This is a genomic window from Pseudocolwellia antarctica (assembly GCF_049933045.1).
Taxonomy (GTDB): domain Bacteria; phylum Pseudomonadota; class Gammaproteobacteria; order Enterobacterales; family Alteromonadaceae; genus Pseudocolwellia.
This window is the reverse complement of sequence record NZ_CP187926.1, coordinates 3,925,681-3,951,790: the sequence shown is the minus strand read 5'-3', so window position 1 is coordinate 3,951,790 and position 26,110 is coordinate 3,925,681. Positions and strand designations below refer to the sequence as shown.

The 26,110-nt window shown below is 36.3% G+C and carries 20 protein-coding genes; 10 read left to right on the top strand and 10 right to left on the bottom strand.

What is annotated here, in order from left to right; translation table 11 throughout:
* The first annotated feature begins 68 nt into the window (after positions 1–68).
* Entirely contained in the window at positions 69–575 is a 507-nt protein-coding gene (locus tag ACPUVN_RS17105; protein WP_426369516.1) for a DUF4234 domain-containing protein, read from the top strand.
* 94 nt (positions 576–669) lie between these two features.
* Here ACPUVN_RS17105 and ACPUVN_RS17100 read toward each other — a convergent pair whose 3' ends face one another.
* Genes ACPUVN_RS17100 through ACPUVN_RS17075 form a run of 6 tightly spaced genes read right to left on the bottom strand, consistent with a single transcriptional unit; the run spans position 670 to position 7,292 of the window.
* A complete protein-coding gene (locus tag ACPUVN_RS17100; RefSeq protein WP_426369515.1) occupies positions 670–2,004 on the bottom strand; it encodes a DUF58 domain-containing protein in 1,335 nt (444 codons plus the stop codon).
* A complete protein-coding gene (locus ACPUVN_RS17095; RefSeq protein WP_426369514.1) occupies positions 2,001–2,978 on the bottom strand; it encodes an AAA family ATPase in 978 nt (325 codons plus the stop codon). The genes ACPUVN_RS17100 and ACPUVN_RS17095 overlap by 4 nt, the downstream gene beginning before the upstream one ends.
* On the bottom strand, positions 2,975–4,123 hold the full coding sequence (locus ACPUVN_RS17090) for a hypothetical protein (RefSeq protein ID WP_426369513.1): 1,149 nt from the start codon (positions 4,121–4,123) through the stop codon (positions 2,975–2,977). Before ACPUVN_RS17090 ends, ACPUVN_RS17095 begins: the two co-directional genes overlap by 4 nt.
* Entirely contained in the window at positions 4,116–5,657 is a 1,542-nt protein-coding gene (locus ACPUVN_RS17085) for a hypothetical protein (protein WP_426369512.1), read from the bottom strand. Before ACPUVN_RS17085 ends, ACPUVN_RS17090 begins: the two co-directional genes overlap by 8 nt.
* Positions 5,644–6,594, bottom strand: a complete 951-nt coding sequence (locus tag ACPUVN_RS17080; protein WP_426369511.1) for a stage II sporulation protein M — start codon at positions 6,592–6,594, stop codon at positions 5,644–5,646. The genes ACPUVN_RS17085 and ACPUVN_RS17080 overlap by 14 nt, the downstream gene beginning before the upstream one ends.
* Positions 6,591–7,292, bottom strand: a complete 702-nt coding sequence (locus ACPUVN_RS17075) for an RDD family protein (protein ID WP_426369510.1) — start codon at positions 7,290–7,292, stop codon at positions 6,591–6,593. The genes ACPUVN_RS17080 and ACPUVN_RS17075 overlap by 4 nt, the downstream gene beginning before the upstream one ends.
* Before the next feature lie 771 nt (positions 7,293–8,063).
* Between ACPUVN_RS17075 and proB the strand changes: the two genes are divergently transcribed.
* Both proB and ACPUVN_RS17065 read left to right on the top strand, forming a co-directional pair.
* Positions 8,064–8,849, top strand: coding sequence for a glutamate 5-kinase (gene proB / locus ACPUVN_RS17070; RefSeq protein ID WP_426359108.1), 786 nt, complete (start codon positions 8,064–8,066; stop codon positions 8,847–8,849).
* A 446-nt stretch (positions 8,850–9,295) separates the two neighbouring features.
* Positions 9,296–12,043: a bifunctional diguanylate cyclase/phosphodiesterase gene (locus ACPUVN_RS17065; RefSeq protein ID WP_426369509.1), complete on the top strand. Its 2,748-nt coding sequence runs from the start codon at positions 9,296–9,298 to the stop codon at positions 12,041–12,043.
* A 94-nt stretch (positions 12,044–12,137) separates the two neighbouring features.
* Here the strand turns inward: ACPUVN_RS17065 and ACPUVN_RS17060 are convergent, their stop codons facing one another.
* The 3 genes from ACPUVN_RS17060 to ilvC all read right to left on the bottom strand — a co-directional run bounded on the left by ACPUVN_RS17060 (position 12,138) and on the right by ilvC (position 15,089).
* Positions 12,138–12,455 carry a pyrimidine/purine nucleoside phosphorylase gene (locus ACPUVN_RS17060; protein ID WP_426359111.1) on the bottom strand — a complete coding sequence of 106 codons (318 nt, stop codon included), beginning with the start codon at positions 12,453–12,455 and terminating at the stop codon, positions 12,138–12,140.
* A 60-nt stretch (positions 12,456–12,515) separates the two neighbouring features.
* On the bottom strand, positions 12,516–13,274 hold the full coding sequence (locus ACPUVN_RS17055; RefSeq protein WP_426369507.1) for a sulfite exporter TauE/SafE family protein: 759 nt from the start codon (positions 13,272–13,274) through the stop codon (positions 12,516–12,518).
* A 336-nt stretch (positions 13,275–13,610) separates the two neighbouring features.
* The gene (ilvC, locus tag ACPUVN_RS17050; protein WP_426359113.1) at positions 13,611–15,089 is read right to left on the bottom strand and encodes a ketol-acid reductoisomerase; all 1,479 of its coding nucleotides are present in this window, start codon (positions 15,087–15,089) and stop codon (positions 13,611–13,613) included.
* 264 nt (positions 15,090–15,353) lie between these two features.
* Between ilvC and ilvY the strand changes: the two genes are divergently transcribed.
* Positions 15,354–16,232 carry an HTH-type transcriptional activator IlvY gene (ilvY, locus tag ACPUVN_RS17045; protein ID WP_426359114.1) on the top strand — a complete coding sequence of 293 codons (879 nt, stop codon included), beginning with the start codon at positions 15,354–15,356 and terminating at the stop codon, positions 16,230–16,232.
* 46 nt (positions 16,233–16,278) lie between these two features.
* Here the strand turns inward: ilvY and ACPUVN_RS17040 are convergent, their stop codons facing one another.
* Positions 16,279–17,802: a YifB family Mg chelatase-like AAA ATPase gene (locus tag ACPUVN_RS17040; RefSeq protein WP_426359115.1), complete on the bottom strand. Its 1,524-nt coding sequence runs from the start codon at positions 17,800–17,802 to the stop codon at positions 16,279–16,281.
* A gap of 347 nt (positions 17,803–18,149) precedes the next feature.
* Here ACPUVN_RS17040 and ACPUVN_RS17035 point away from each other — a divergent pair, with 347 nt between their 5' ends.
* The 6 genes from ACPUVN_RS17035 (at position 18,150) to ilvA (ending at position 26,005) form a co-directional block, all read left to right on the top strand.
* A complete protein-coding gene (locus ACPUVN_RS17035; protein ID WP_426369506.1) occupies positions 18,150–19,601 on the top strand; it encodes a sensor histidine kinase in 1,452 nt (483 codons plus the stop codon).
* Positions 19,601–20,017 carry a response regulator gene (locus ACPUVN_RS17030; protein WP_426359117.1) on the top strand — a complete coding sequence of 139 codons (417 nt, stop codon included), beginning with the start codon at positions 19,601–19,603 and terminating at the stop codon, positions 20,015–20,017. The genes ACPUVN_RS17035 and ACPUVN_RS17030 overlap by 1 nt, the downstream gene beginning before the upstream one ends.
* 543 nt (positions 20,018–20,560) lie before the next feature.
* Complete coding sequence (gene ilvG / locus ACPUVN_RS17025) at positions 20,561–22,225, top strand: acetolactate synthase 2 catalytic subunit (RefSeq protein WP_426359118.1); 1,665 nt, start codon at positions 20,561–20,563, stop codon at positions 22,223–22,225.
* A complete protein-coding gene (gene ilvM, locus ACPUVN_RS17020; RefSeq protein ID WP_426359119.1) occupies positions 22,226–22,483 on the top strand; it encodes an acetolactate synthase 2 small subunit in 258 nt (85 codons plus the stop codon).
* A gap of 109 nt (positions 22,484–22,592) precedes the next feature.
* Positions 22,593–24,449 carry a dihydroxy-acid dehydratase gene (ilvD, locus tag ACPUVN_RS17015; protein ID WP_426359120.1) on the top strand — a complete coding sequence of 619 codons (1,857 nt, stop codon included), beginning with the start codon at positions 22,593–22,595 and terminating at the stop codon, positions 24,447–24,449.
* Positions 24,449–26,005, top strand: coding sequence for a threonine ammonia-lyase, biosynthetic (ilvA, locus tag ACPUVN_RS17010; RefSeq protein WP_426359121.1), 1,557 nt, complete (start codon positions 24,449–24,451; stop codon positions 26,003–26,005). The genes ilvD and ilvA overlap by 1 nt, the downstream gene beginning before the upstream one ends.
* The last annotated feature ends 105 nt before the right edge of the window (positions 26,006–26,110 follow it).

Sequence of the window (26,110 nt, the reverse complement as noted above, 5' to 3'; positions counted from 1 at the left end):
GTCCAATATTCAAAAACATTCTGCTAGAATGACCCCAGGATACAATAATTATAAACAAGGAATTAAAAATGTCAGATATAGAATCAACACCAGAAACACAAAATGCTTTTGAAGCACCTAAAGCAGACTTATCAACACCCGTTACAGAGAACCCTATTCTAGAAATGAAACGTTTTACTGCATGGGGCGTTTTTGGTTTAACCATTATAACATTTGGTTTATATTACCTTTATTGGCTTTACACTCGTATGAACAAAATTAATAGTTTATCTGTAGTAGCCAAAGCCAATCTTACTGCTTTATATGCTTATATAGTTATTAGCGTTCTAAATAATATTGGATCATTCGCTATCGACGAAACACAAACTGCTTTATTCATGATTATAGGTTTATTAGGAATAATAGGTTTTGTTGCTTTATTAATAGCTATCTTCTCTACGAGAAAAGCATTAAGCGAAATAATTAATAAAGGCAGTCAGGAAGAAGTAAAATTAGGCGGCATTTTAACGTTTTTCTTTTCAGTTATTTACTTCCAATACAAAATTAACGAAGCAATTGATAACCAAAGTGAATAATTAACATTAGGTTATTCAATTGAATAAAAAAGAGCCATCAGGCTCTTTTTTTGTTTCTTAGAGGTAACTCTATAGTTAAGAGGTAAACTCTCAGCTACAACAGCCCTGCATGCTTAACACTCAAATACGTATTAATCACTTGTGGTAATAGATGCTCTGGCTGGCTATTCACACAGATGATATTTTCTTTTCTTAAACGACTTAAGTTTTTAAGATAAGTATTTTGTAAATCTACCGCCGCACAATAGCGATGAGCTTCGCTTAATGTATCTATATCCGCGTCTAAAGTTTCAGTTAGCGCAACATTCTCTATATTAATTAAAGCGACAAGATGATGGCGCTGTAAGTTTTTTAATGCAGGTAATAACTCGTCAATACTTTGATCATTTAAGGTAGTTACCATTAATACCAAAGCACGTTTACTACGCTTTTTAAGTAAATGGCTCACCGCTTGTTGGTAATCACTGGTGGTTTCGTCTGGGTGTAAATCATAAAAATGATTCATCACTCGAGATACATTTTGTGCGCCTTTAACAGCAGGTAACCAACGCTCTTTTTGATTAAAGCTCTGCATACTAAACCAATCACCTTGCTTTAAAACTGTGTGACTAAGCATAAGTAGTGCATTTAGTGCTGCATCAAAATGAGAGCCGATGGCTGTTTCTATATTCATTTTATTACCCGCATCAAGCATCACGACTACATGTTGATTTTGCTCTTCTTGGTATTCTTTAGCGATCAGTTTTTGTCGTTTACTTGTGGCTTGCCAATCTATTTGTCGAATGCTGTCGCCTTGACGAAACTCTCGTAGTTGATGGAATTCAGTACCACCGCCACGTTTTTTCATCTGCTTTAAGCCGTTGATAGGTTGGTTTTGTACACCATTCAAGCTTTGCTGTTTTAAACGTTCAAAATCAGGATAGGTTTTAACGGTAATGGTGTCATCAATCAGCCAATAGCTTTGCCATAACCGTAGAGGTGATGCCAAACAAAACTCAATAGGCCCAACAGTAGCTGCACCTCTTTTTATTGATTTTAATTTAAAACGAACTGAGGCTTTTTCATGAGCAGGAATTTCAATAATATTAGGTAAACCTGCCAGTTGAAATTGTTGACCTACATGCTCTCTTATCGATAATGACTGCTGCCTATCACTATTGTTTTCAATAATATATTCAACATTATGCCAACGATTAAAACTCAATTTATTACTGGCAGAACGCGTAATGGTTAATTGAGGCAGTTTTCTACTTTTACTAAAATCGACAATCGCAACAAGTAAGATAAAAAAGGCACATGCGTCAATAAAGTTAATGTAGTTAGCGCTTTCATCACCGCCAACTAACACCTTAACCGTGATAAATAGCGCAATTAAAACCCCAATCACCTTGATGATTGTATAAGAGGGTTTGAATGCTATTCGCTTCATACGCGTGGAGCTTCAATCGATTTTAATAAATCATCAATGGTTTGATCTTGAGTAATACCTTCAAGCTCAACATCTGCTGACAATATTAAACGATGTCTTAATACGTTTTTGGCTACAACTTTAATGTCGTCGGGTACAACAAAATCACGCCCATTCATCAGTGCTGTTACTTTTGCTGCTTTGATCAAGTTAATACTTGCTCGTACACCCGCCCCATGAATGATCCCATGCCAGTTTCGGGTTTTAGTCACTATATCTACTGCATAATGATAGATCTGCTCATCAACAGTTGTTTTAGTGGCTAATACCTTAATTTTTTCAATAATGTCTGCATTCATTAATTGCGGGAGATTATTGGTATTGAGTTCATGGCTTCTTTCTTCGGTATTTAACTTTAATAAGGTAATTTCATCATCTTTTAATGGGTAATCTAAATTTATTTTCATCATAAAGCGATCAAGCTCAGCCTCAGGAAGTGGATACGTTCCTTCTTGATCTAACGGGTTTTGTGTTGCTAGCACCATAAAAGGTGAGCTTAACAATTGGCTTTCGCCATCTATCGTTATTTGCTGCTCTTGCATAACTTCTAATAACGCAGATTGTGTTTTTGCCGGCGCACGGTTAATTTCATCAGCTAATAATAAATTAGTATGAGCGGGACCTTTTTTGATAATAAATTCGCCTGTTTTTAAATCATATAAACTATGACCAAGAACGTCTGACGGCATCAAATCGGGTGTAAATTGAACACGAGAAAAGTCTACTGATAAGCTTTGCGCTAAGGCTCTAACTAATAAGGTTTTACCTAGCCCTGGAACACCTTCTAGTAAGATATGCCCACCGGAAAATAATACGGTAAGTACATTTTCAATAATGGTGTCTTGTCCAATTAGTACGCTAGCGATGCTACTTTTTAATTGAGTTACCTGATTAAAAGCTTCTTCGATAGTTAGTTCTGGCGTTGCGTCAATCACAATAAATTCCTTAGTTCTCTAAATAACTTAATAAACTTTATCCTTTTGTTTTCATCTTCAGGCAGTGGCTCGGATAAAAGTAAATAAATGTCGCTGGTTTTTTTACCTGTTAATGAACTGATCAAACTCGCTTGTTCATTTAGGTTTAGTTGTTTGTATTTTGGATGTCTTTTTTCAACTGCATTAGCAAGATCAATCAATAATGCATTTTTAAGTACGTCGTGATGTTGATATTTAAATAAGAAGTTACCAACCGCTTCAATATGTTTTGCAAACAAGTTTTTCGAATGCTTCGACGGTTCAATTGCTAACCCTAAGCGCATACTTAGTTGCCACATCAGTAGTAAACTTAATATTAAAGTGAGTAATACAACCTGCCAGCTCCACTGCCATAACAAAACAGCCCAACTTGTAGATTGTGTACTAGGTAAGTAAACGAGTTTGTTATTTTTTCCTATTAACCACAATAAATACTCACCATGATCTAAATGCCTTAAACCATCATTTGAAATAGCATTAATACTCGGCACAAAGGTAATGTAGCCGTCATTAACACCCATTTCACAAATGAGTATTGCCTCACTATCTTTTTTGGTTATATCAAGCCCTGCACAGTTTTCAAAGGTAAAACGATGCGCTAAATGTATCGAAAAAGTGTGGTCATCAGTGGTGATAATTCCATTAGATATCGGTGTATCGAGCACGGATTCACGATATGCAACTTCTTCAGCATCTATAACCGTTATCTCTGATAAGGCAATAACGTCATTGTATTCTAAATCGAGCTGCTCTCGTCTTGGTGACAAGGTATAAACTAAATGTCCACCTTGCTTAACCCAAGTGACTAACGCAGGGATTAGCCCATCATATTCAACTAAAGCCGCTTCATCTATAAGTAAACTGGAGTCTTTAGATAAGGTAATGGTCCCATCTTTAAAGAAAGATTCTGGTGTGGTTATGGTTGTAAGATCTTTCTGATAGCTTTCTAGAAATAAGCTTGCAGCAAGTAACGGCTCCTGCTCAGCTTCTCTTGTTAAACCGATTTCTTCATCAACCATATTCCATTCAATACTGCTGATAAGATAACCTATCGCTATAACAAGCAGAGCTAACCCAACAATTAAAAAGCCTTTAGATTTACTCATGATTTGCTTGCTCTGGCTTCATAGCATAAAAAGCAGTGATCACTTCTTCCACTTGTTGTTGAGTTACGTCTTTATGCGCCCAAGCTTGCTGTATCCATAACTGAAAAAGCTGCTTATAGTTTTTATGCAATAATGTGGGCAGTGCTTTTAGAAGAGCGGTTTCACATTCTTTTTCTGACATTGATTTTGTAATTAATACACTAGAAAAGTTTTGCGCATAAATAAATCCGTATTTAAGTAGATACATCAAGGCAGTACGATAAGCATGCTCGCTATTAGCTATTTCTGCGGCTTTAAGTAAGTCTTTCGGACCTTCAGTGCGATCAATACTGCTTAAAAAGGTGGGGATTTCTACCGCACTCTCTATTGCCTTGGATTTATGGTTACTAAATTTAAGCCATTTAAAGCCACCAGCTTGATATAACTTGTAAATAATCCAAACAATTAATGCTGCTAATAATAACCAAATGAGATAACCCGCAATATTACTTATTGCACCTAAACCCATAAAAAAACTCTTTAACCAATCTAAATCATAATTCGTATCTTTATCTTCGCTATCAGGCACCCAAATACTGGCGCTTTCAATCAGTTCATGTTGTTCATAAATGTCATCAACTTCTTTTCTTATCGCGATATTTCGTTCATTTAATACTTCTTCTATATCAGCTTCTGGATCATCAGTTTGTGTTTCATTAATTTGTTCAACGGCAACTGCCTCTACTGGAATTTCCTGAGCAGCTAATGGCGGCGCTGGTAAGCTGAAACTAAAAAACCCTATAACTAAAGCCGCTGCAATATGACGAAAGCGGGCTGCAATACTTTTGAAAGTGAGCTCTAAATCCCAACCTTCCATGTCAATACGCGAATTTAAGTATCCCAAAAACCCACCCGTCACATAAAACGGAGTGACCAACATGAGTGAGGCCATAAAACAGCAAGAGTACAACAGTTCTAATTGGTAAAGTGCAGTACCGCTGGTAAAGAATTGGTCATCAATTGAGATCCCTTGAGGAATAAAATTATAAACAATCAGCATAAAGAGCATAGTGATCATAAATTCAATATGTAAGCAGAAGATCAACCAAAAGGTTTGTTTGTGGTCGTTCCTGTTTAATAAGATATTTTTACGTTTACTTCGTTCTTTACCTTCTAACAATTCAAGTTGCTCAATTGGCGCTAAATAAGCACGATAAGGGCTAAAACGACGGATAGTCAGCATCGAAATAATATCAATCACTTTAAGCTTTTTGATCGATAAAATAGACGACCAAGTGCTAGTGGGTTGATAAAAGCTACGTTTAGATAAAAAATCTAAAAGGGGCCTTTCCAGTAAAGGTTTTAACCACCAGACAATTGCTGAAGCCGTTGAGGCACTAAAGATCAGCGAAAGTATAATGATAATTGGCAAATACAAACAAAGCACAATTAACATGAGTTGAAAAAAATGATGTTTAACAACTAACTGAGTTAAATCGAACACTTGCCAAGCATTTCGTTGCCTAGCATTAAAGAAGAGTTTAGTTATGTCCATATCGTGTACCTCGATAAAACATAAACAAAACATAGAACCAACAAACTGCGCCTGCAGAATATTTAAAAGCATTAGGAATATTTAAGGGCGACCAAAAGGCTTCAATAACGGCAGCGATAACCAGCATAATAAAAGCACCAACAATTAAAGGTAATACAGTACCACCAGCAATTTTTATTGCATGAGCTCTGGAATATTGTCCGGGCATCAATAAGCTAAAACCTATTTTTGCACCTGCAGCGCCAGCAATAGTTATAGCCGTAAGTTCAAACGATCCGTGCGTAACCACAAACGAAAAGAAGGTACTTTCGTATCCCACATTCACAATATGTGCTGATATAGCACCAAAATAAAAGCTATTGAAAAGCAAAGGTAAAATAGCACCAATACCAAATAAAGCACCGCCACCAAACATTTGGAAGGCTATACCTATGTTGTTATAAATATACACGCCAAACATTAAAATAGTGGAACCAGATTCTCTTTCATCTACTTGTGTTGAGCTGGCAGGATTGTACATTTCTTCTATATCTTTAATGCTGTTTACATCAAGAAAATAATAAACGGCATCAGGGTCTATTTTTACCCAAGCAAAAGCAACTAAAGCCAAGCCATAAAAGGCACCAAAAGAAACCCAGAGATAATAACGGTTTTCGAATAAAGCGCGGAAAAAGTTATATTTAAAAAGTCGTATTAACGAACTTATTTTTATACCTTCTCCTTGATATAAGATGCTTTGCCCGATTGAAACAAATTCATTAAGTTTAGCAATTAAAGATGGCGAATAATGACGTGTTCTTGCTGTTGCTAAATCGTTGCAAACTTGGCGATACAGCACAGAAAACTCAGCAGGCATATCATCTTGAGGGTTGACAGATAATTGCTCGAACTGCTGCCAGCGTGCTTCATTTTGCTGCACAAATTGGTTTTGTTTCATATTTTTTGGCCTAAATAGAAGTTGGCCATACTTTTTAATTTATGAGTAGCGAGTTCACCTTCGGCATTTAAGGCATCACTAAGAATGTTAGCAAGCTCTTCTTGACGAGCTGGTGATAATTTTTGACTACGCTCTAAAAACTCGACAACAGCTTGTTGCTCATCGATTGCTAGCTCAATATTTGGCGCATCTTCATGACTTATGTTGTCGCCATTTATCGCAGATTCTATTTTCTTCTCTTGGTAAATAACAAGTGTGCCTGCGCTCCAATCACCAATGCGTTTATAACTTTTACTAAAACTCATGGTGGCTATGCCTAAGCAATAACCAAAAGGAAAAGCATCTGCTGGGCGCAATAGATTTCGAATAATCACATTACTTAATGTGGCAGGAAGACCATTGTCTTGTACAACTTTTAAATTAAATTTTTTCTTACCAGGAGTAGTACCAGACTTGGCTTCAAAGGCAATATAATAACCCCAAGTAATAACAAAATAGGCAATCAGAATAAGCCCTTGCCCAGCATCACCCAAAAAAGATAAGACAGCAGCAATTAAGGCAAAAACAAGCGCACGAATGAAAAAGTCGTAAAGGTAGGCACACGAACGAACAACAATACCTGCAGGCACAAGATTAATACTCACACCTTCAGGCAGTTTGATGGAAAACTTATTATCTAATCCTTGATACTGCATCATTATTTTTTATTTTATACCCATCTATATAATGTTTTATTCGCTGAACACTTAAGAAACATTATCAGAAAAACGAGAGGGAAAATCACCTTGCTACCTTGCATGCAAAATAAAGTAACACTTTGTTGTTAAATAATAAATATGCAATTTATATTTTATCTCACAAAATACTTTCAGCGGATACGAATAGTCAGTTAAAAAAGCGTCGGTTATTTTAATCATCTGATTGTGTTACCATTAACATGAACAATCAGTAAAGTAGTGTTTGTTATTTTAAGCCAAGAGTAACTCTTATGATTAATTACTGGCTTTTACTTGCCGCTATAGCTAGCAGCAACAATGGGTACCAGTGATTCTCGGTTACTCATTTCATCTTCGGTATTAACACGTGATACATACCAAGCATTGTTTCGACGACAAATGGATTAATTAACGTTTGTTTAAATAAGTCGAAAAATTATTATCCTACTTATGGGTATTACATTGCAGTTATCACTAGATCAAAATAAAAATGCACTAAACTTTAACACTGCATTTAGATCGCTTTATACAATCAGCATATAACAAACCTGATACGCTCGTGTGAATTTTGAAAAGTAGCACCGCGTGATTGTTCAGAAAACTTTTGGTGGAGTATTTGATATTTACGATTACCTGGCTTTATTTTGCTTGGTTAATTACGTTAATAGCGGGTAAAACAGTAAAGTATCAAACTAAAGAATTAATTATATCTCCTTATTTATCTAACTAACTTAAGAAAGTAATAAAATAAATATGAAAAGACTTGTGATTAAAGTAGGTAGTGCGGTTTTAACTGAAAAAAACCGAATAGCAAAAGAAAGAATGTTAAATTTAGTAACCTTAATTGCCCATCTGCGCACTAAATATAAGGTTATATTGGTAACTTCAGGTGCTGTTGCAGCAGGCTATTCAGCCTTAAAACTTGATAAAAGAAAGCTTATTGGAAAACGTGCATTAGCCGCTGCAGGCCAGCCAATTCTAATGACGTCGTATAAGAAAAAATTCGATATTTATGAAATAGATACTGCACAAATATTATTAACAGAAGATGATTTCGATTCACGTAAAAGAACAAAAATGTTCCAAGAAATTATCGATGCCCATCTAGATAATGACATTTTACCTATCGTGAACGAAAATGATATTTCATCAACACCTGAGCAACTCTTTGGCGATAATGATCAATTATCAGCTAATGTAACGGTGGCAACTCATGCTGAATTACTGATGATATTAAGTGATATCGACGGTTATTATGATAAAAACCCGCATGAACATACTGATGCTAAAATATTCAAAGTAATAAATGAAATTCCTCCTGAAGCATTACTAGACGTTTCATCACCTAATGACCCTTTTGCTACGGGTGGCATAGTAACTAAGTTAAAAGCCGCGGACTTCCTAATGAAAAAAGGGAAAAAAATGTTGTTATGTAATGGCTATGATTTGAGTTCTGCAGAATCATTCTTGTTACATGATAATCACACACTGGGTACTTTATTCCAGTCTGCTGACAAGAAAAAGAAAGAAACTAAATAGTTGTATCTTACTTATCTCTGATTCAATACAGAGATAATAACTTCTCTAATAATTGCCAATGTGTTCTTACATTTAATTATTAGAGAAGGTTTCACTTCATCAACCCCCAGTAATATCCCATTTTTATTCCCCTCTAATGTAAGCGCACTCTATATTTATAAACGTATTACAAAATTATTTAACTTATTTCCCTAATTTATTACTATTTTTTCTATATATCCTATACTTATAAAAACCTCAGTATTATTTATACTCATAAACACGTGTGTTAAACCAAAAAATAATGAGGTATTTAAATAAGACGGACTAGGATCTGTTGATTTTTCACGGTTAAATTTTGTCGAGATAAAAGTGTTTTGATCTCGCTAAACCGTGTACTGCAAAGTATTTGAAATTGAATACGGCTCAATCATCCTAAAAAAACAATAATAAATGACCGAGTATTTATGCCAAATCACCAAGCTACAATGAAGAATAAACCACGTACAAAAAATACAATTAAGTTTCGTTTTTTGTTAATGATTTTCTTCATCACCATTCCTAGTATTGGTCTCATGTATTATCAGGCTTATAAAGATAAAAAAAGTGGCATTGATAAAAGCATAGCCCTGACTAAAGACATAAGTTATCAAGTTGAACAAGAACAGCTTAAGGTATTAAAAAGTAGCCAATTATTTTTAAAGCAATTATCTAAAGAGAACTTTTTACAAACACCTAACACTCCTTTATGTAGCCAAAATCTCGCCTCTATTGTTGCACTTAACCCTTCCTATATTAATATCGGTGTTCCTCTGGTTAATGGTGATTTAGTTTGTAATGCCTTACCTTTAAATAAGAAAGTAAACGTTGCCGATAGGGAATACATAAAAAAGGCAATAAAGAACAAAGCTTTCTCGATTAGTAAATTTCAGATAGATAGAGCAACCGACAAAGTGAGTGTTAACTTTGCCTATCCTATATTCAAGAAAGGCACTAACGAGGTTACAGCACTTTTGGTTACCGTTATTTCTTTAGATTGGTGGAGTGAAGAGCTTGCCTTTTATAATTTACCCAAAGATAGCGTAGCGTTTATTTCAGATGTAAACGGTATTATTATAGCGAGTTATCCTAAGAATGAAGGCAATATCGGCGAAAATATAAGTCTATATGGTATTAATAAAAACATTCACGACTTTTCTTCAAACAGGACTGAATCAACCAAAAATAGGGTGTATTCACAAACAGACTTATATCAACAAGATATCCTTAACCCTATAAAATTCACTATAGGTATTCCAGTAGATAGCATTATAAAAAAGGCTGACCATGCTTTTTATCAGAATTTAGCGATAGACATTGTCGTTGTTATTATATTATCTCTGTTCGCCATTCTCTATTTAAGTCGAGATATACTCCAACCTATAAATCAGCTATTACAAGCGATTGATGATCTTGAAGATGGAAAGGTAGCAAATTTCAAAACCTATTCAGGTGCCAAAGAGATCATACTTCTAAGTAAAAAGTTTAAACGAATGGCTACAAAGAGGCTTCAATCCGAGCAAGCTTCTATTTCCAGAAATCAAGAATTAACGTCTATTTTTACAGCATTACCCGACACGTATATTAGGATCAGTGAAACAGCGAAAATATTAGATTACAAAAGTGCTGGTACAGAAAATTTAAGAGCAATAATAGGAAAACCTATAGAGGGTTTGTTTGAACTAGATGTTGCCAATGTTTTTCAAACAAACATTAAAAAGATAATAGATGGGCAAGAAGTACTCCCTTGGAAATACTATCGTCATAATGAAGATTCAACAAATACTTTTGAAGTGAGAATAGTCAAAATAGATCACTCTGATGAATTAATTATTATTATTCGAGATATATCAAATAGAGAAAGAGCAGAAAAGCTTATTTGGAAACAAGCCAACTTTGACAGTTTAACAAGCTTACCAAATCGTAAAATGTTTCTTGAAACTCTAGACAAAGAAATAATCAAAAAAACAGATAATCAGCAAAAGCTTGCCTTATTATTTATCGACCTTGACCATTTTAAAGAGGTTAACGACACCTTAGGCCATCACGTAGGGGATATGTTGCTCAAGGAAGTTGCTCAACGATTATCACACTGTATTAGGCAATCAGATATTGTTGCACGCTTAGGTGGTGACGAATTTACAATTATCATGAATGACATCTCTAGCCCACATGTAATTGATGATACAACTCAAAGAATTATAGACAAAATAAGTGAGCCGATCTTAATTGGCGAGAATACCTGTTATATATCACCTAGCATTGGTATCGCGCTTTATCCTGAAGATTTCATTGATGCTAAAGACCTCATTAAAGCAGCTGATCAAGCGATGTTTTCCGCTAAAAAAGCGGGACGAAATCGCTATCATTATTATCAAAGTATTATGCAAGAATCAGCGATAAAACGCATGACTCTATTAACAGACTTACGCCGTGCTGTTGAAATAGGTGAATTCAAACTGTTTTACCAACCAATTATAGATATGAAAACAGGTGAAATTAAAAAAGCTGAAGCCTTGATCCGCTGGTTTCATCCAACACAAGGCCTTATTCCACCCGATCAATTTATTGGTTTAGCTGAAGAAACCGGACTCATTTTTCCTATGGGTTCATGGGTCGTTAAAGAAGCCAGTGAAAAGATAAAATTATTTTCATCACATTTTGGTGAAGACTTTCAGATGAGTATTAATATCTCACCGTTGCAGTTTATGACTTCGCATAACAATAACAACGAATGGATTAAAACCATTGAAAAGTTTGCACAAGCCGATGCTATTATTCTTGAAATAACTGAAAACTTATTAATGAATGCTACACGTGAGATCAGAAATAAATTTCAATTATTTGCCGACAAAGGTGTTGCTATTGCCATTGATGATTTTGGTACTGGATATTCGTCATTAGCTTATATAAAAGAGTACGATGTCGACTTTTTAAAAATTGATCAATCTTTCGTAAATTCACTGCTACCGCAATCTGATGATTATATTCTATGTGAAGCTATTGTTGTGATGGCGCATAAACTGGGTATTCAAGTGGTCGCTGAAGGTGTTGAAGCCGAAGAGCAATGTGAGTTGTTAAAATTGATGGGATGCGATTTTGCCCAAGGTTATTATTTTTCTCGTCCTTGTGATGATGAAGCATTTATTAACTTACAAAAACAGTTTTCCATATAAAAATTTATTAAAAAAGGGGAACTATATATAGTCCCCCTTTTTATGTAATCTTTACTGTTTATAATAGTCTAATCAATGATTTGAACAGACTGTATTATTCAGCAATATATGTACAGCAGTAATCAATTAACGTTTTAGCTTTAACATCAAAAGAAGCATTAGCAGGAACATAAAAAGACTCACCGCCTTTAATCGTTTGCCACTCAGTTTCACCAGGTAATAATATATCTAAATCACCCGCTGTAATTTCCATTAGCTCTTTTTCAGCAGTACCAAAAGTGTATTCGCCAGGTGACATAATACCTAAAGTTTTAAAGCTACCGTCAGCAAATGTTACTTTACGTGATGTAACAGCACCGTCGAAATATACATTAGCTTCACGAGTAATAGTTACGTTGTTAAATTCGCTCATTTTGTTCACCTTTTAATTTAAATATATCATGGTTATTTTAATCGTAAACAACCGATTTTACTAAAACAATAATGCGGCAACGCTAGCGACTACCGTCATAATTAGCACCAAAACTTTTAATGTTCTAGGCTTTATATCAATAGACAATTTTACTGAAACAATTGCCCCTAAAATGCTTCCTATCCCTAAATATATACCTGCCATCCATGCGACTTGATCTCTATATATAAATACCACTAACGATACTGAAGTAAATAGTAATGCGGCTACAATTTTTAAAGCGTTAGCTTTTAATAAATCATATTTTAAAACACCAACAAATACGGCAATTAATAAAAACCCAACACCTGCTTGAACAAAGCCACCGTAAAAACCAGCAATAAAGGTCGTTACAAAACCTAATTTACTGTTTGAGCAATTAACAATTTCATCGCCTACATTATTCACATCGCTTTTAAAAACAACCCATAACGAAACAGCTACCATGGTTGCCAATAGCACTGGCTTTAAAATCTCAACATCTAAGTAAGAAGCAACTACAGAACCAATTAAGCCACCTAATAAAATAGGTACCACAATATTCTTAATCGACGCTTTGTCTAACTTGTCATGCTTATAATAACCATGTGTTGCCGTAACCGACTGCATAAATATAGCTACACGGTTGGTCGCGTTTGCTACATCGGCAGGCAAGCCAACTAACATCAATGCAGGTAAAGATAAGTTTGAACCACCACCAGCAAAAGTATTAATACCGCCTGCAAGAAAGCCTATTACGATCAACATAATGGCTTGCATTAAATCAACAGATTCGGTCATCAAAATTACTCAGATTTGTTCGAGCTGGACTTATACCAAGTTGATTAATTTATTATTTAACATGAACTCGGTTTAAGATGTTTTTAATTCATTGAAATTATTACTAATAAATTTAAATTATACTCTAGCTTGATAGTTTTTCTTTCTTCGAGGCAAATTTCGCGTCAATAGCTAGCCTATTGCAAGTAAATTTAACGATGAAGCAAGTAAAAGTAGCTGTTAGAGAAGAATATATTAAGCCCATCTCAGGTTATTTAAATTGGCATTATTTACAGTAATAAAAAAAGCGGCAGTGGCTTAACCACATACCGCTTATAACAAATTGTTAAGGGTTAATTAACCTTCAACGATTTGCTTCATGTCTGTCATGTAGCCACGTAATTCTTTACCAATAGACTCTACGCCATGGCTGCGAATTGCTTCGTTAACTTCAATTAAACGCTTGTTATCAACACCGTTAGATGTGCTCTTTAAGCCTTCACCTAATTCTTCTAATGTTAATTTACTTGCGTATTCTTCTAATAAAGGAACAGCAGCGTGTGAGAATAAGTAGTTACCGTATTCTGCAGTATCAGAAATAACAACGTTCATTTCGTATAACATGTTACGTGCAATCGTGTTCGCGATTAACGGAGTTTCATGTAATGACTCGTAGTATGCAGAAGCATTGATGATGCCTGAATCAACCATAGCGTCAAATGCTAGTTCAACACCTGCTTTAACCATAGCAACTAAGAATATACCTTTATCGTAGTACTCTTGCTCAGAGATTTCAGTGTCACATACTGGAGCTTTCTCGAAAGAAGTTTCAGCAGTTTCTTCACGCCATTTTAATAGGTTAGCGTCATCATTTGCCCAATCAGCCATCATACCAGCAGAGAAACGACCTTCGATGATGTCATCCATATGCTTTTGGAATAAAGGACGTAAAATTTCTTTTAATTCTAAAGACATATCAAACGCTTTAATTTTAGCTGGGTTTGATAAACGGTCCATCATGTTAGTGATGCCGCCGTATTTTAAGCCTTCAGTAACGCCTTCAATACCGTATTGTAATAATTTACGTGCGTAACCTGCATCTACACCTTGAGCCAATAATTGCTTATGACCTAAGATAGCTGCAGTTTGTAACATACCACAAAGAATAGTTTGCTCACCCATAAGGTCAGACTTAACTTCAGCGATGAAAGATGACTGTAAAACACCAGCGCGATCGCCACCCGTTGCTGAAGCGTATGCTTTAGCGATTGCCCAACCGTTACCTTGAGGATCATTCTCAGGGTGAACAGCGATAAGTGTTGGAACACCAAAACCACGTTTGTATTCTTCACGTACTTCAGTACCAGGACACTTTGGAGCAACCATCACAACAGTGATGTCTTTACGAATTTGCATGCCTTCTTCAACGATATTAAAACCATGAGAATAAGCTAAAGAAGAACCTTCTTTCATAAGAGGCATAACAGCTGAAACAGCTGAAGTATGTTGCTTATCAGGAGTAAGGTTTAATACTAAATCAGCAGTAGGAATTAACTCGTCGTATGTACCAACAGTAAATCCGTTTTCTGAAGCCCACTGCCATGATTGACGTTTCTCGCTAATTGCCGCTTCACGTAAAGCATAAGAGATGTTTAAACCAGAATCGCGCATGTTTAAACCTTGGTTTAAACCTTGAGCACCACAACCAACAATTACAATGTTCCAACCTTTAAGAAAGTTACAACCGTCTACGAATTCTTCGCGATTCATGAAACGACATTGACCTAGTTGTTCTAATTTTTCACGTAAGCTTAATGTATTGAAATAGTTAGCCATTTTAATCTCCGATAATCGAACACTTGTTATGTCAGTGTCGAATGTAATTAATAATTAAGTGAGACTTTGTTTCGTAATAAGTGTCACTCAATGAAAATAAGTTTAAGTAAGGTTTTAATCTGCTTACTTGTTACGTTAATCATCATAGCGCAAGACTCTCATTGCTTAAAATGATATATTCGCACCACTGCGTTGCAATAAACGCAACACTGATAATTTTTAGCTAAATACGCCAGTTAAAAAAACTATTTGATAGGAAAGCCCGTGGATTTAAAATCATTAGAAATGTTTCAGCACTTAAGCAACAGCTTACATTTTGGTAAAACCGCAAAGGCTTATCATGTAAGTCCTTCAACATTAAGCCGTACGATTCAGCGTATGGAAGATAGTTTAGGATCCGAATTATTACACCGCGACAATCGTAAAGTGGTGCTAACGGATGCAGGGCAGAAGTTTCAAACTTATGCCATGCAACAACTTGAACAATGGCAATTATTAAAGTTTTCATTAGAAGAAAAACAAACAGAATTAAAAGGTAAGCTACATATTTATTGTTCTGTAACGGCTGCTTATAGTCACCTTCCGCCATTGCTTGATAAATTTCGTAAACAAAACCCCTTAGTAGAGATCATGCTAACCACAGGTGATGCTTCTGATGCTTTTGAACAACTAGAGCGCCAATCAGTTGATATTGCCATTGCTGCACAGCCTGAAAATTTAGCACGTATTTTTCATTTCGAACATGTTGCACAAATTCCGCTATCTATTATCGCGCCTAATATGATCTGCAAAGTACAACAATTGCTGCAAGAGAGTGTTTTGTCTTGGTCAAGCATCCCAATTATTCTGGCTGAGCATGGTCCTGCTCGAAAACGTTTTGAATATTGGTATCGCAAGAAACAACAAGGAAAACCTAATATTTACGCGACAGTCTCAGGTCACGAAGCATTAGTTAGCATGGTGGCATTAGGTTGTGGCGTCGGTATTGTTCCGCAAGTAGTGGTAGAAAATAGTCCTGTAAAAGACAGAGTTCAGTACTTACCTAACGCAGGTGAAATTGAACCTTTCTCACTGGGGATTTGTTGTTTAAACCAAAATAAACAACAACCTTTAGTAAAGGCTTTTTTAGATGCCTTACTATAATAAATCAAACCAGTGAGTAAAGCCATGGGATTTAACACACCTTCTATCAACTCACTTGCTGCGTTAGGTGTTTGAGTATTCTGTCCATAGCTCGATATGAAAGTGCCTCAGTGATATTGGTATAGTTAATATCTGCCAAGCCTTCCATATCAGCTAAGGTTCGCGCAATTTTTAATATTTTATGATGCGCTCTGGTAGATAACCCTAGTTTCTCAACGGCTAATTCTAAAAATTCATTGTCCTCAGTACTTAATTTGCAGTATTGACGAACCTCGGCACTGCCTAAGTGTGCGTTAGCAATGCCTTGACGTGCTATTTGTATAGCTCGACACCGTGCAACTCGCTCGCGAATAACTTCACTCGACTCACCTTTTTGATCATTTTGAGACCACATACCTCTAGGCAACCGAGCAACCTCTATTTGAATATCAATACGATCTAAAAAAGGTCCCGATAAACGATTCAAATAACGTAATACTTGTTCAGGTGTACTTCGGTTATCGTTATAAAACCCTGTAGGGCTAGGATTCATCGCAGCAATTAATTGAAACTTAGCTGGAAAGGTTAACTTTTGTAATGCGCGAGAAATACATACTTCGCCAGACTCCATAGGCTCTCTAAGGACATCTAAAACTTTTCTATCAAATTCAGGCAGCTCATCAAGAAATAAAACGCCGTTATGAGCTAATGATATTTCTCCTGGTTGAGGTTGGCTACCACCGCCCACTAAAGCTGCCGATGAAGCCGTATGGTGAGGTGAACGAAAAGGTCGTTTTAACCAAGAAGTATCGTCAATATTTTGATGACAAATAGACTGGATTGAAGCGGCTTCTAACGCCTCTTGCTCTGTCATTGGCGGTAAAATACCTGGCAGTCGGCTCGCTAACATTGTTTTCCCAGTTCCTGGTGGACCTACAAAAAGTAAATTATGCGCGCCACATGCGGCTATCTCTAACGCCCTTTTAGCTAAAGGCTGACCAACCACATCAGACATATCGAGTGTAGAAGTACTTATGTCTATTTCAGTTAACATTTTTTCTTCTACAAAAGGTAAAGTCGATTGGCGAGCAAAGTGTGGATAAAGTTGCGTAAGGTGTTCTATACCATGAATTTTGGCTTGCTTAACCCAGCTTGCTTGTTCTGCATTTTCTTTAGGAATGACTAACGTTCGCTTACTTTCACTACTTGCCATTGCCATAGGTATTTCACCAACAATAGAGCGTAATTCTCCCGATAAAGACAGCTCACCAGCAAATTCATAATGAGATAAGTCTACTGCTGGTAATTGTTCTGAAGCCGCAAGAATGCCGATCGCGATAGGTAAATCGAAGCGTCCGCCTTCTTTGGGTAAATCTGCGGGGGCCAAATTTATGGTAATTCTTTTGGCAGGAAATTCGTAACCACAATTAATAATGGCACTACGCACTCGGTCTTTAGATTCTCGAACTGATGTTTCTGGCAAACCAACAATATTAAAAGCGGGCAAACCGTTGGCAAGGTGCACTTCAACTGTAACTAACGGCGATTCAAGCCCAAAACGAGCACGGCTATAAACACAAGCAAGCGACATATCAAATCCTTTTGGGTTGTTTTTTATACAACCAGTGTACCTACTTAGCAAAAAACCAACAACAATTGTTTGTTATTCGTACACGTAGTCGTTTTAGTTTGTATATTCAAAAGGTAAGCCTTAGATGAAAGTATAATCTGATTATAAAAAACAGCTTTAAAATCTCCTATAAACTATTGATTTCAAAGTTATAAGACTAGTATTCTGTAAACTTAACTTTATTCTTGTGATAATCTCGCTTTACTGAGTTTATTGTTTTAAAAACACAGCTTTAATTGAAAGAGCTAAACGATTCACAATAAATAGACTATATTTACTTATAATATTAGATCTTAGATAACTACTTTATGAAAATATCCAGCAAATTAATGCTGATCGTTATTTTAACCATATTTGAAATCAGCTTAACTCTCTGGTCGGTATTTGAAATATCTAATGGCGTTAAGTTTCATGAACTTAATTTGAACCACTTCAAATATAGCTCACAACTTACTCATCAAGTTTCAGCATTAAGTGCTGACCACAACATAGAAATAAGCGAGCTAAGAGCTGTCGTGTTAAACATTCGCCAGCAGCCTATAGATTGTTTAGATACGATAAATGTCGTCAATAAGTTCATCATGGAATTTATCGGCACAGACAATGCGATTGCACTTTGTGTGCAAGACATTAAAGACGCCGATCACGCCTTATCTCTTATAAATAAATTTGAAAATGAAACAATCGATAAAGACGTTTTTCTATCAAAGCTAAAAACACTAGCGGCTACTTTTAATCAAACATCAATACTGTTTGAAGAACCTGTTTCCAAAACATTAGCTTTTATTATGAAAGTTATGATCCCGCTGGTTGTAGTTATTTCATTGTTTAACATTCTTTTTATCAGCTTCATGTCTAATACCATTACCCGTTCAATTCGCCATGCGATTAAGTTACTCAATCATAAAAAGAAAAAAATAAGTTTATCTGACGACATTGGTCAGAACCTTTCAGGTGAATTAAAAGTATTACTGCAAGCAGCACAAAAACGTATTACCAGTGAAATGCTCATGGCAGAAGTAAATAAGAAACTAGAAACCTTAGTTGAACAGCGAACGGAAAGTCTGACTCGAGCGAATCAAGAATTATCTCAATTTGCTTATCGTACATCTCATGATCTAAAAGCGCCTTTATCTGCCACTAAGATTTTGACTCGTTTTATTATTGAAGATATAAATGCGGGTCAACTTGAGAATGCAGTACAAGATACTCAACATGTTCATGATCAGATGGAAAAACTTGAAGAATTAGTCGTTGGCATTTTGTCGCTAACCGAGGCTGACTCAACCGAGAATAAGAACTCAGCACTCGACTTGAATATGATACTTGACGATATTCAGCAACGTTTATCCGGTATAACGAATTTATCTGATTATACTATGGAAAGGTATATAAATTTGGATCATGTCCTAGTCAATAATCAAACACGGATCACGCAAATATTAGAAAATCTCGTTTCAAACGCATTGAAGTACAGAGACACTAAAAAGTCAGCATTACCTTTTGTTAAGATTACCGTGTCAGAATTAGACGAAAGCCATCAATTAATGATTGAAGATAACGGAATAGGCATACCAACCGACCGACATGATGAAGTATTTGGAATGTTTAAACGCTTTCATCCTAAAGTCAGCTTTGGCTCAGGTCTTGGTTTGGCTATTGTGAAAAAACATATAGACTATTTAAAAGGAACCATAAATATGGAAACTTCAGATCAAGGCACAAAGTTCTCAATTAATATTCCAAAGGTAATAGTTTAATGAAAAGAGTTAACGTACTCATCGTTGATGATAACGAATTAGATAGATATATTTTAAGACGGCAATTAACTAAAATTGGCGTTGAAAGCATAATTGAAAAAGATGATGGTTCAACGGCATTAGAGTTTCTAAATGACTATGATAAAAATGCTATGTTATATCCTGATGAGTTTCCGCCTGTTGTTATATTTTTAGATATTAATATGCCTAAAGTAAATGGCTTTGACTTTCTAAAAGAGTTTTCAACAATGAGAACACGAAATGAATTAGCATCCATAGTCGTCTGCATGTACTCATCATCAGAAAGATTAGAAGATAAAGAAAAAGCAGCAAAATTTGATTTTGTAGCAGACTTTATTGTGAAAGGTGAAGTTACTGAAGCATTTCTAGCAAATAAAATAACGTCACTCAGATAATTGCTATTTCAAATAATAGCCTTAATTTTAATTCAATATTAAAGGGGCTTATTATCTGAAATTCAAAACTTATTAGTAAAACTAGTTATTCACTGTTCAACCACTTTATAACTAATCAACTTAAGCTAGTTCAAAATGCTTTGATTAAAAGGTTGCTCCCAGCGGTCTATATATGTTACAAATTAGTCCTGTTTTGCTTTATCTCTCCTTTTTCAGAGAAAAATAAGCGCATTAATTATTATTAAAGAAATTTAAATAAACATGCAAAAAATTAACTCAGTGATTATAAACCTTCTCGTCGTGGTGATTATTAAATCGTCGCAGGGGTTTTCGTTGAGCTAGAATAAAGCAACAAACAAATACACAGACCCTCGCTTCGAAAGAACCGGGGGTCTTTATCGTTTAAGAGTTGTCATTTAAAACGCTTATTAAACGTAAAAAACAAACATTATTATTCACTAAAACTAACTCTGGAGAATGCTATTTAAAGATTTTTTACTTAACTTCATAAGTGAATAATTTTTGCATAGCTTTAAAAAAAACATGGCTAGCGATCAAAAGCACACAGGTGGTTCATTATTATTTGCCGTTTTACAAGAACACGGTGTAAAACACGTATTTGGTTACCCTGGTGGTGCCATTATGCCGATTTACGATGCTTTGTATGATAGCGAAGTTGAGCATTATTTATGTAGGCATGAACAAGGTGCTGCATTTGCCGCTGTAGGTTATGCACGCGCATCAGACAAAGTAGGCGTTTGTATGGCTACTTCAGGTCCAGGTGCTACTAACCTAATTACGGGTCTTGCCGATGCGTTAGCTGATTCAATTCCAATTGTTGCTATAACAGGTCAAGTACCCACTTCTGCCATGGGTTCTGATGCTTTCCAAGAAATTGATGTTTTTGGTTTGTCACTTGCTTGTACTAAACATTCTTTCCAAGTTACTGATATTAATGATTTAGCAGGTGTACTTCATCAAGCATTTGCTATCGCACTTGAAGGTCGTCAAGGTCCTGTTTTAGTCGATATTCCTAAAGATATTCAAATGGCTGAAATTAACTGTAGCCTAGATGATTTATCTCAACTACCTAATAAAGTAAAGCTACCTCCAGTAGATGTTACACAAGCCATTACTTTATTAAGCCAAGCTAAACAGCCTATTTTATATGTTGGTGGCGGTGTTGGAATGGCAAATGCCATTGATGAGTTACGTGAATTTTGTGATAAAACAGGTATGCCGTGTGTATCAACCCTTAAAGGTTTAGGTGCTATTGACCCTGAAAACGAAAACTACTTAGGCATGCTAGGTATGCACGGAACTAAAGCTTCAAACCTTGCGGTACAAAAATCAGATTTACTGGTTGTTGTCGGTGCTCGTTTTGATGACCGTGTAACAGGTAAGCTTGATGAATTTGCGCCTAACGCAAAAGTTATCCACTTTGATATTGATACTGCTGAAATTAACAAACGTCGTAAAGCTGATTCAGCCATCTTAGGTGATTTGAAAATTAACTTACCAGCATTAGCGATCCCATTATCAATTGATGATTGGAAAAAGCAATGTCTGAAAATTAAAGCTGATTCAGGTTGGAGATACGATCACCCAGGTGAGAACATTTATGCGCCGGCGGTATTAAAAGAAATTAGCGACACTATGCCTAAAAACACCTGTGTTACTACTGATGTTGGTCAACATCAAATGTGGGCTGCACAGCACATGTTATTTAACGACCCAAGCGACTTTTTAACCAGTGGCGGCATGGGCACAATGGGCTTTGGTCTTCCTGCAGCGATTGGTGCACAAGTTAGTCGTCCTAACGATTGTGTTATCGCAGTATCTGGTGACGGTTCATTTATGATGAACGTGCAAGAGCTTGCAACGATTAAACGTTTCCAATTACCTGTAAAAATATTACTTATCGATAACGCTAAGCTAGGCATGGTAAGACAATGGCAAGACCTATTCTTTAACGGTCGCCTAAGTGAAACTGATTTATCAGATAACCCTGATTTCATTATGTTAGCTAACGCTTTTGATATTAAAGCCAAAGAAATCACTAAGAAAAGTGAAGTAAGTGCTGCGGTAGCAGAAATGCTAAATCACGATGGTGCTTACTTATTAAAAATTAAGATTGATGCAGAAGACAATGTTTGGCCACTTGTTCCGCCAAATACTGCCAACGATAAAATGATGGAGAGTATATAAATGAATAATTACCAATTAACCATCACCGTTGATGACAAACAAGTTGTTTTAGAACGTATTTTACAAGTAACTCGCTACCGTGGATTTTTAATTAACGGTATTAATGCGGTAGTAAATACAGGCACTAACATAGGTACTATCGAATTAATGGTATACAGCGATCGTCCTATTGAATTACTTGTTGATCAAATTAATAAACTGATTGATATCAAAGAAGTATACGTAACTAAAAACGTTCCATATATACCAAACGCTTAAGTATTTACTTACTCGTTAACACGCTAAAACATTAAATTTTTAATGCTTATTTTTTAACGAGAATAAGCATTATATACCACTTTATGAAGATTCAACTGGATACAAAATTATGCCTAAATTAAGATCTGCAACTTCAACTCAAGGCCGTAATATGGCTGGTGCTCGTGCGCTTTGGCGTGCAACTGGAATGACTGATGGTGATTTCGGGAAGCCGATTATTGCTGTTGTTAACTCATTTACGCAATTTGTACCGGGTCATGTTCATTTAAAAGATATGGGACAGCTAGTTGCTGGCGCCATTGAAGAAGCAGGTGGTGTTGCTAAAGAATTTAACACTATCGCGGTTGATGATGGTATTGCTATGGGTCATAGCGGTATGCTTTACAGCTTACCTTCTCGCGACTTAATTGCTGACTCAGTTGAATACATGGTTAATGCACATTGTGCTGATGCTATGGTATGTATTTCAAACTGTGACAAAATTACTCCTGGTATGTTAATGGCTGCAATGCGCATAAATATCCCTGTAATTTTTGTTTCAGGTGGTCCGATGGAAGCTGGAAAAACTAAGCTTTCTGACCAAATTATCAAGCTAGATTTAGTTGATGCGATGATAAAAGGCGCTGATCCAACAGTATCTGATGAAGATTCTGATAAAGTTGAACGCTCTGCTTGTCCTACATGTGGTTCATGTTCTGGTATGTTTACAGCTAATTCAATGAACTGTTTAGCAGAAGCACTAGGTTTAGCTTTACCAGGTAACGGCTCAATGTTGGCAACTCATGCTGACCGCGAACAATTATTCTTAAAAGCGGGTAAACAAATTGTTGAGTTAACTAAACGTTATTATCAAGATAATGATGAATCTGCACTTCCTCGTAATATTGCAAGCAAAGAAGCTTTACACAATGCTATGTGTTTAGATATTGCTATGGGTGGTTCAACTAACACTATCTTACATTTACTTGCTACTGCGCAAGAAGCTGAAATAGATTACACCATGGAAGACATGGATAAACTATCTCGCATTGTACCTCAGTTATGTAAAGTAGCACCTTCAACGCCTGAATATCATATGGAAGATGTGCATCGCGCTGGTGGTGTAATTGGTATTTTAGGTGAGTTGGCTCGTGCTGGTTTATTAAATACTGATGTACCAAATATTTTCGGTACAACACTTGCTGATGTTATTGCTAAATACGACATTAAAGTGACAGACGACGAAGACGTTAAAAAATTCTACCGTGCAGGCCCTGCAGGTATTCGTACGACTAAAGCGTTTAGCCAAGATTGTCGTTGGGATACATTAGACGACGACAGAGAAAATGGCTGTATTCGCAGTATTGAAAACGCATTTTCTTTAGAAGGCGGCTTAGCTGTTCTTTCAGGAAACATTGCTGTAGACGGTTGTGTAGTTAAAACAGCAGGCGTAAGTGACGACAACCTAGTATTCACAGGTCCAGCACATATTTTTGAAAGCCAAGATGCTGCAGTAGCTGCAATTCTTGATAAGAAAGTAGTTGCGGGTGAAGTTGTAGTAATTCGTTATGAAGGTCCTAAAGGCGGTCCAGGTATGCAAGAAATGCTATACCCAACCACTTACTTAAAATCTATGGGATTAGGTAAAGCCTGTGCATTGTTAACTGATGGTCGTTTCTCTGGTGGTACTTCAGGATTATCTATCGGTCATGTATCACCTGAAGCTGCTGATGGCGGTACTATCGCATTAGTTGAACAAGGCGATATCATTCACATTGATATTCCTACGCGTGAAATCACATTACAAGTATCTGACGAAGTGCTTGCCGCTCGTCGTGCAGCAATGGAAGCGAAAGGCAAAGGCGCTTGGAAACCAGAAAATCGCGTTCGTCCTATCAGCTATGCACTTAAAAACTACGCAATGTTAGCAACAAGTGCTGACAAGGGTGCTGTAAGAAACAGAGCACTTCTTGACGGAGAGGAATAATGACAGAAGCTGAAACTCAGCTGCTAAATCAAGGCGAAGCGTTAGACTACCTTCGCCGCATCTTGCTCGCGCCTGTATATGATGTTGCTGTAGAAACTGAATTAACACCTTTTACTAAGTTATCTGCACGTTTAAATAACACTATTTATTTAAAGCGTGAAGATCAACAACCAGTACATTCGTTTAAGTTACGAGGAGCTTACAACAAGCTGTCTCAATTAACTGAAGAAGAAAGTATTCATGGCGTGGTTGCGGCATCTGCTGGTAATCATGCACAAGGTTTAGCCTTAGCGGCACAAAAGCTTGGTATTAAAGCTACTATTGTTATGCCGATTACAACACCAGACATTAAAGTCGACAATGTACGTCGCTTTGGTGCTGATGTGCGCTTAGTGGGTAAAAGCTTTAACGAAGCACAAACTGCGTCACAGCAATATGCTATAGAAGAAAACAAAACCATAATTCATCCGTTTGACGATGTTGACGTTATTGCAGGACAAGGCACCGTTGCTAAAGAAATTTTGCAGCAGCTTTCACACATCGATGTGATTTTTGTTCCTGTTGGCGGCGGCGGATTATTAGCGGGTATGGCTGTTTATTTAAAACAATTAAAACCTAACATTAAAGTTATTGGCGTTGAAGCTGAAGATTCAGCCTGTTTAAAAGCTGCAATGGAAGCGGGTGAGCCAACGGATTTAGATCAAGTGGGTTTATTTGCTGATGGTGTTGCTGTTAAACGTATTGGTGAAAATACCTTTAAGTTGATTAAACAGTATTGTGATGAAGTTATCACGGTGACTACAGACGAAATATGCGCATCAATCAAAGATATTTTTGAGCAAACTCGTGTTATTGCTGAACCTGCAGGTGCATTATCACTAGCCGGTATAACCAAGTATTGTAAAACTAGCCAAGGTAATGAAACCTTAGTTGCTATCTTATCTGGCGCAAACATGAACTTTCATAGTTTACGTTACGTGTCAGAAAGATGTGAATTAGGCGAACAAAAAGAAGCTGTTTTTGCTGTTTCAATTCCTGAAGAAAAAGGTAGTTTTAAAAACTTTTGCCATGCTATTGGCGGCAGAGTGATCACTGAGTTTAACTACCGATACGTTTCATCAGATAAGAACAAAGAGCACGCAAATGTATTTGTTGGACTTCGCTTAAGTGGTGAAAACAATGAACGTCAGCAGCTGGCTTCTACGCTTACAGAGCAAAGTTACAAAGTAACGGATCTTACAGAAAACGAATTAGCTAAATTACATGTGCGTTATATGATTGGCGGAAAATCAGTATCGCCATTACAAGAACGTATTTTTAGATTTCAGTTTCCTGAATATCCTGGCGCTTTAGATAAGTTTTTAGAAACACTCGGTGAACTTTGGAATATAACCTTATTCCATTACCGTAACCATGGTGCCGCTTTTGGGCAAGTACTCGCTGGTTTTACTGTGAGTGATGACGACCAACAAGCGTTTTTCGAACACATTGAAGCACTTGGTTATGAATGCCAAGAAGAAACCGATAACGAAGCGTACAAAACATTTTTAAAGTAATTTATTCTTAACCTTAAGATCAAATAACCTTTAAAAAAGTCGCAAAAAAAAGCAATTTAGCTCATGTTAAATTGCTTTTTTTATTCCTACAGTTTGTAAAAAATA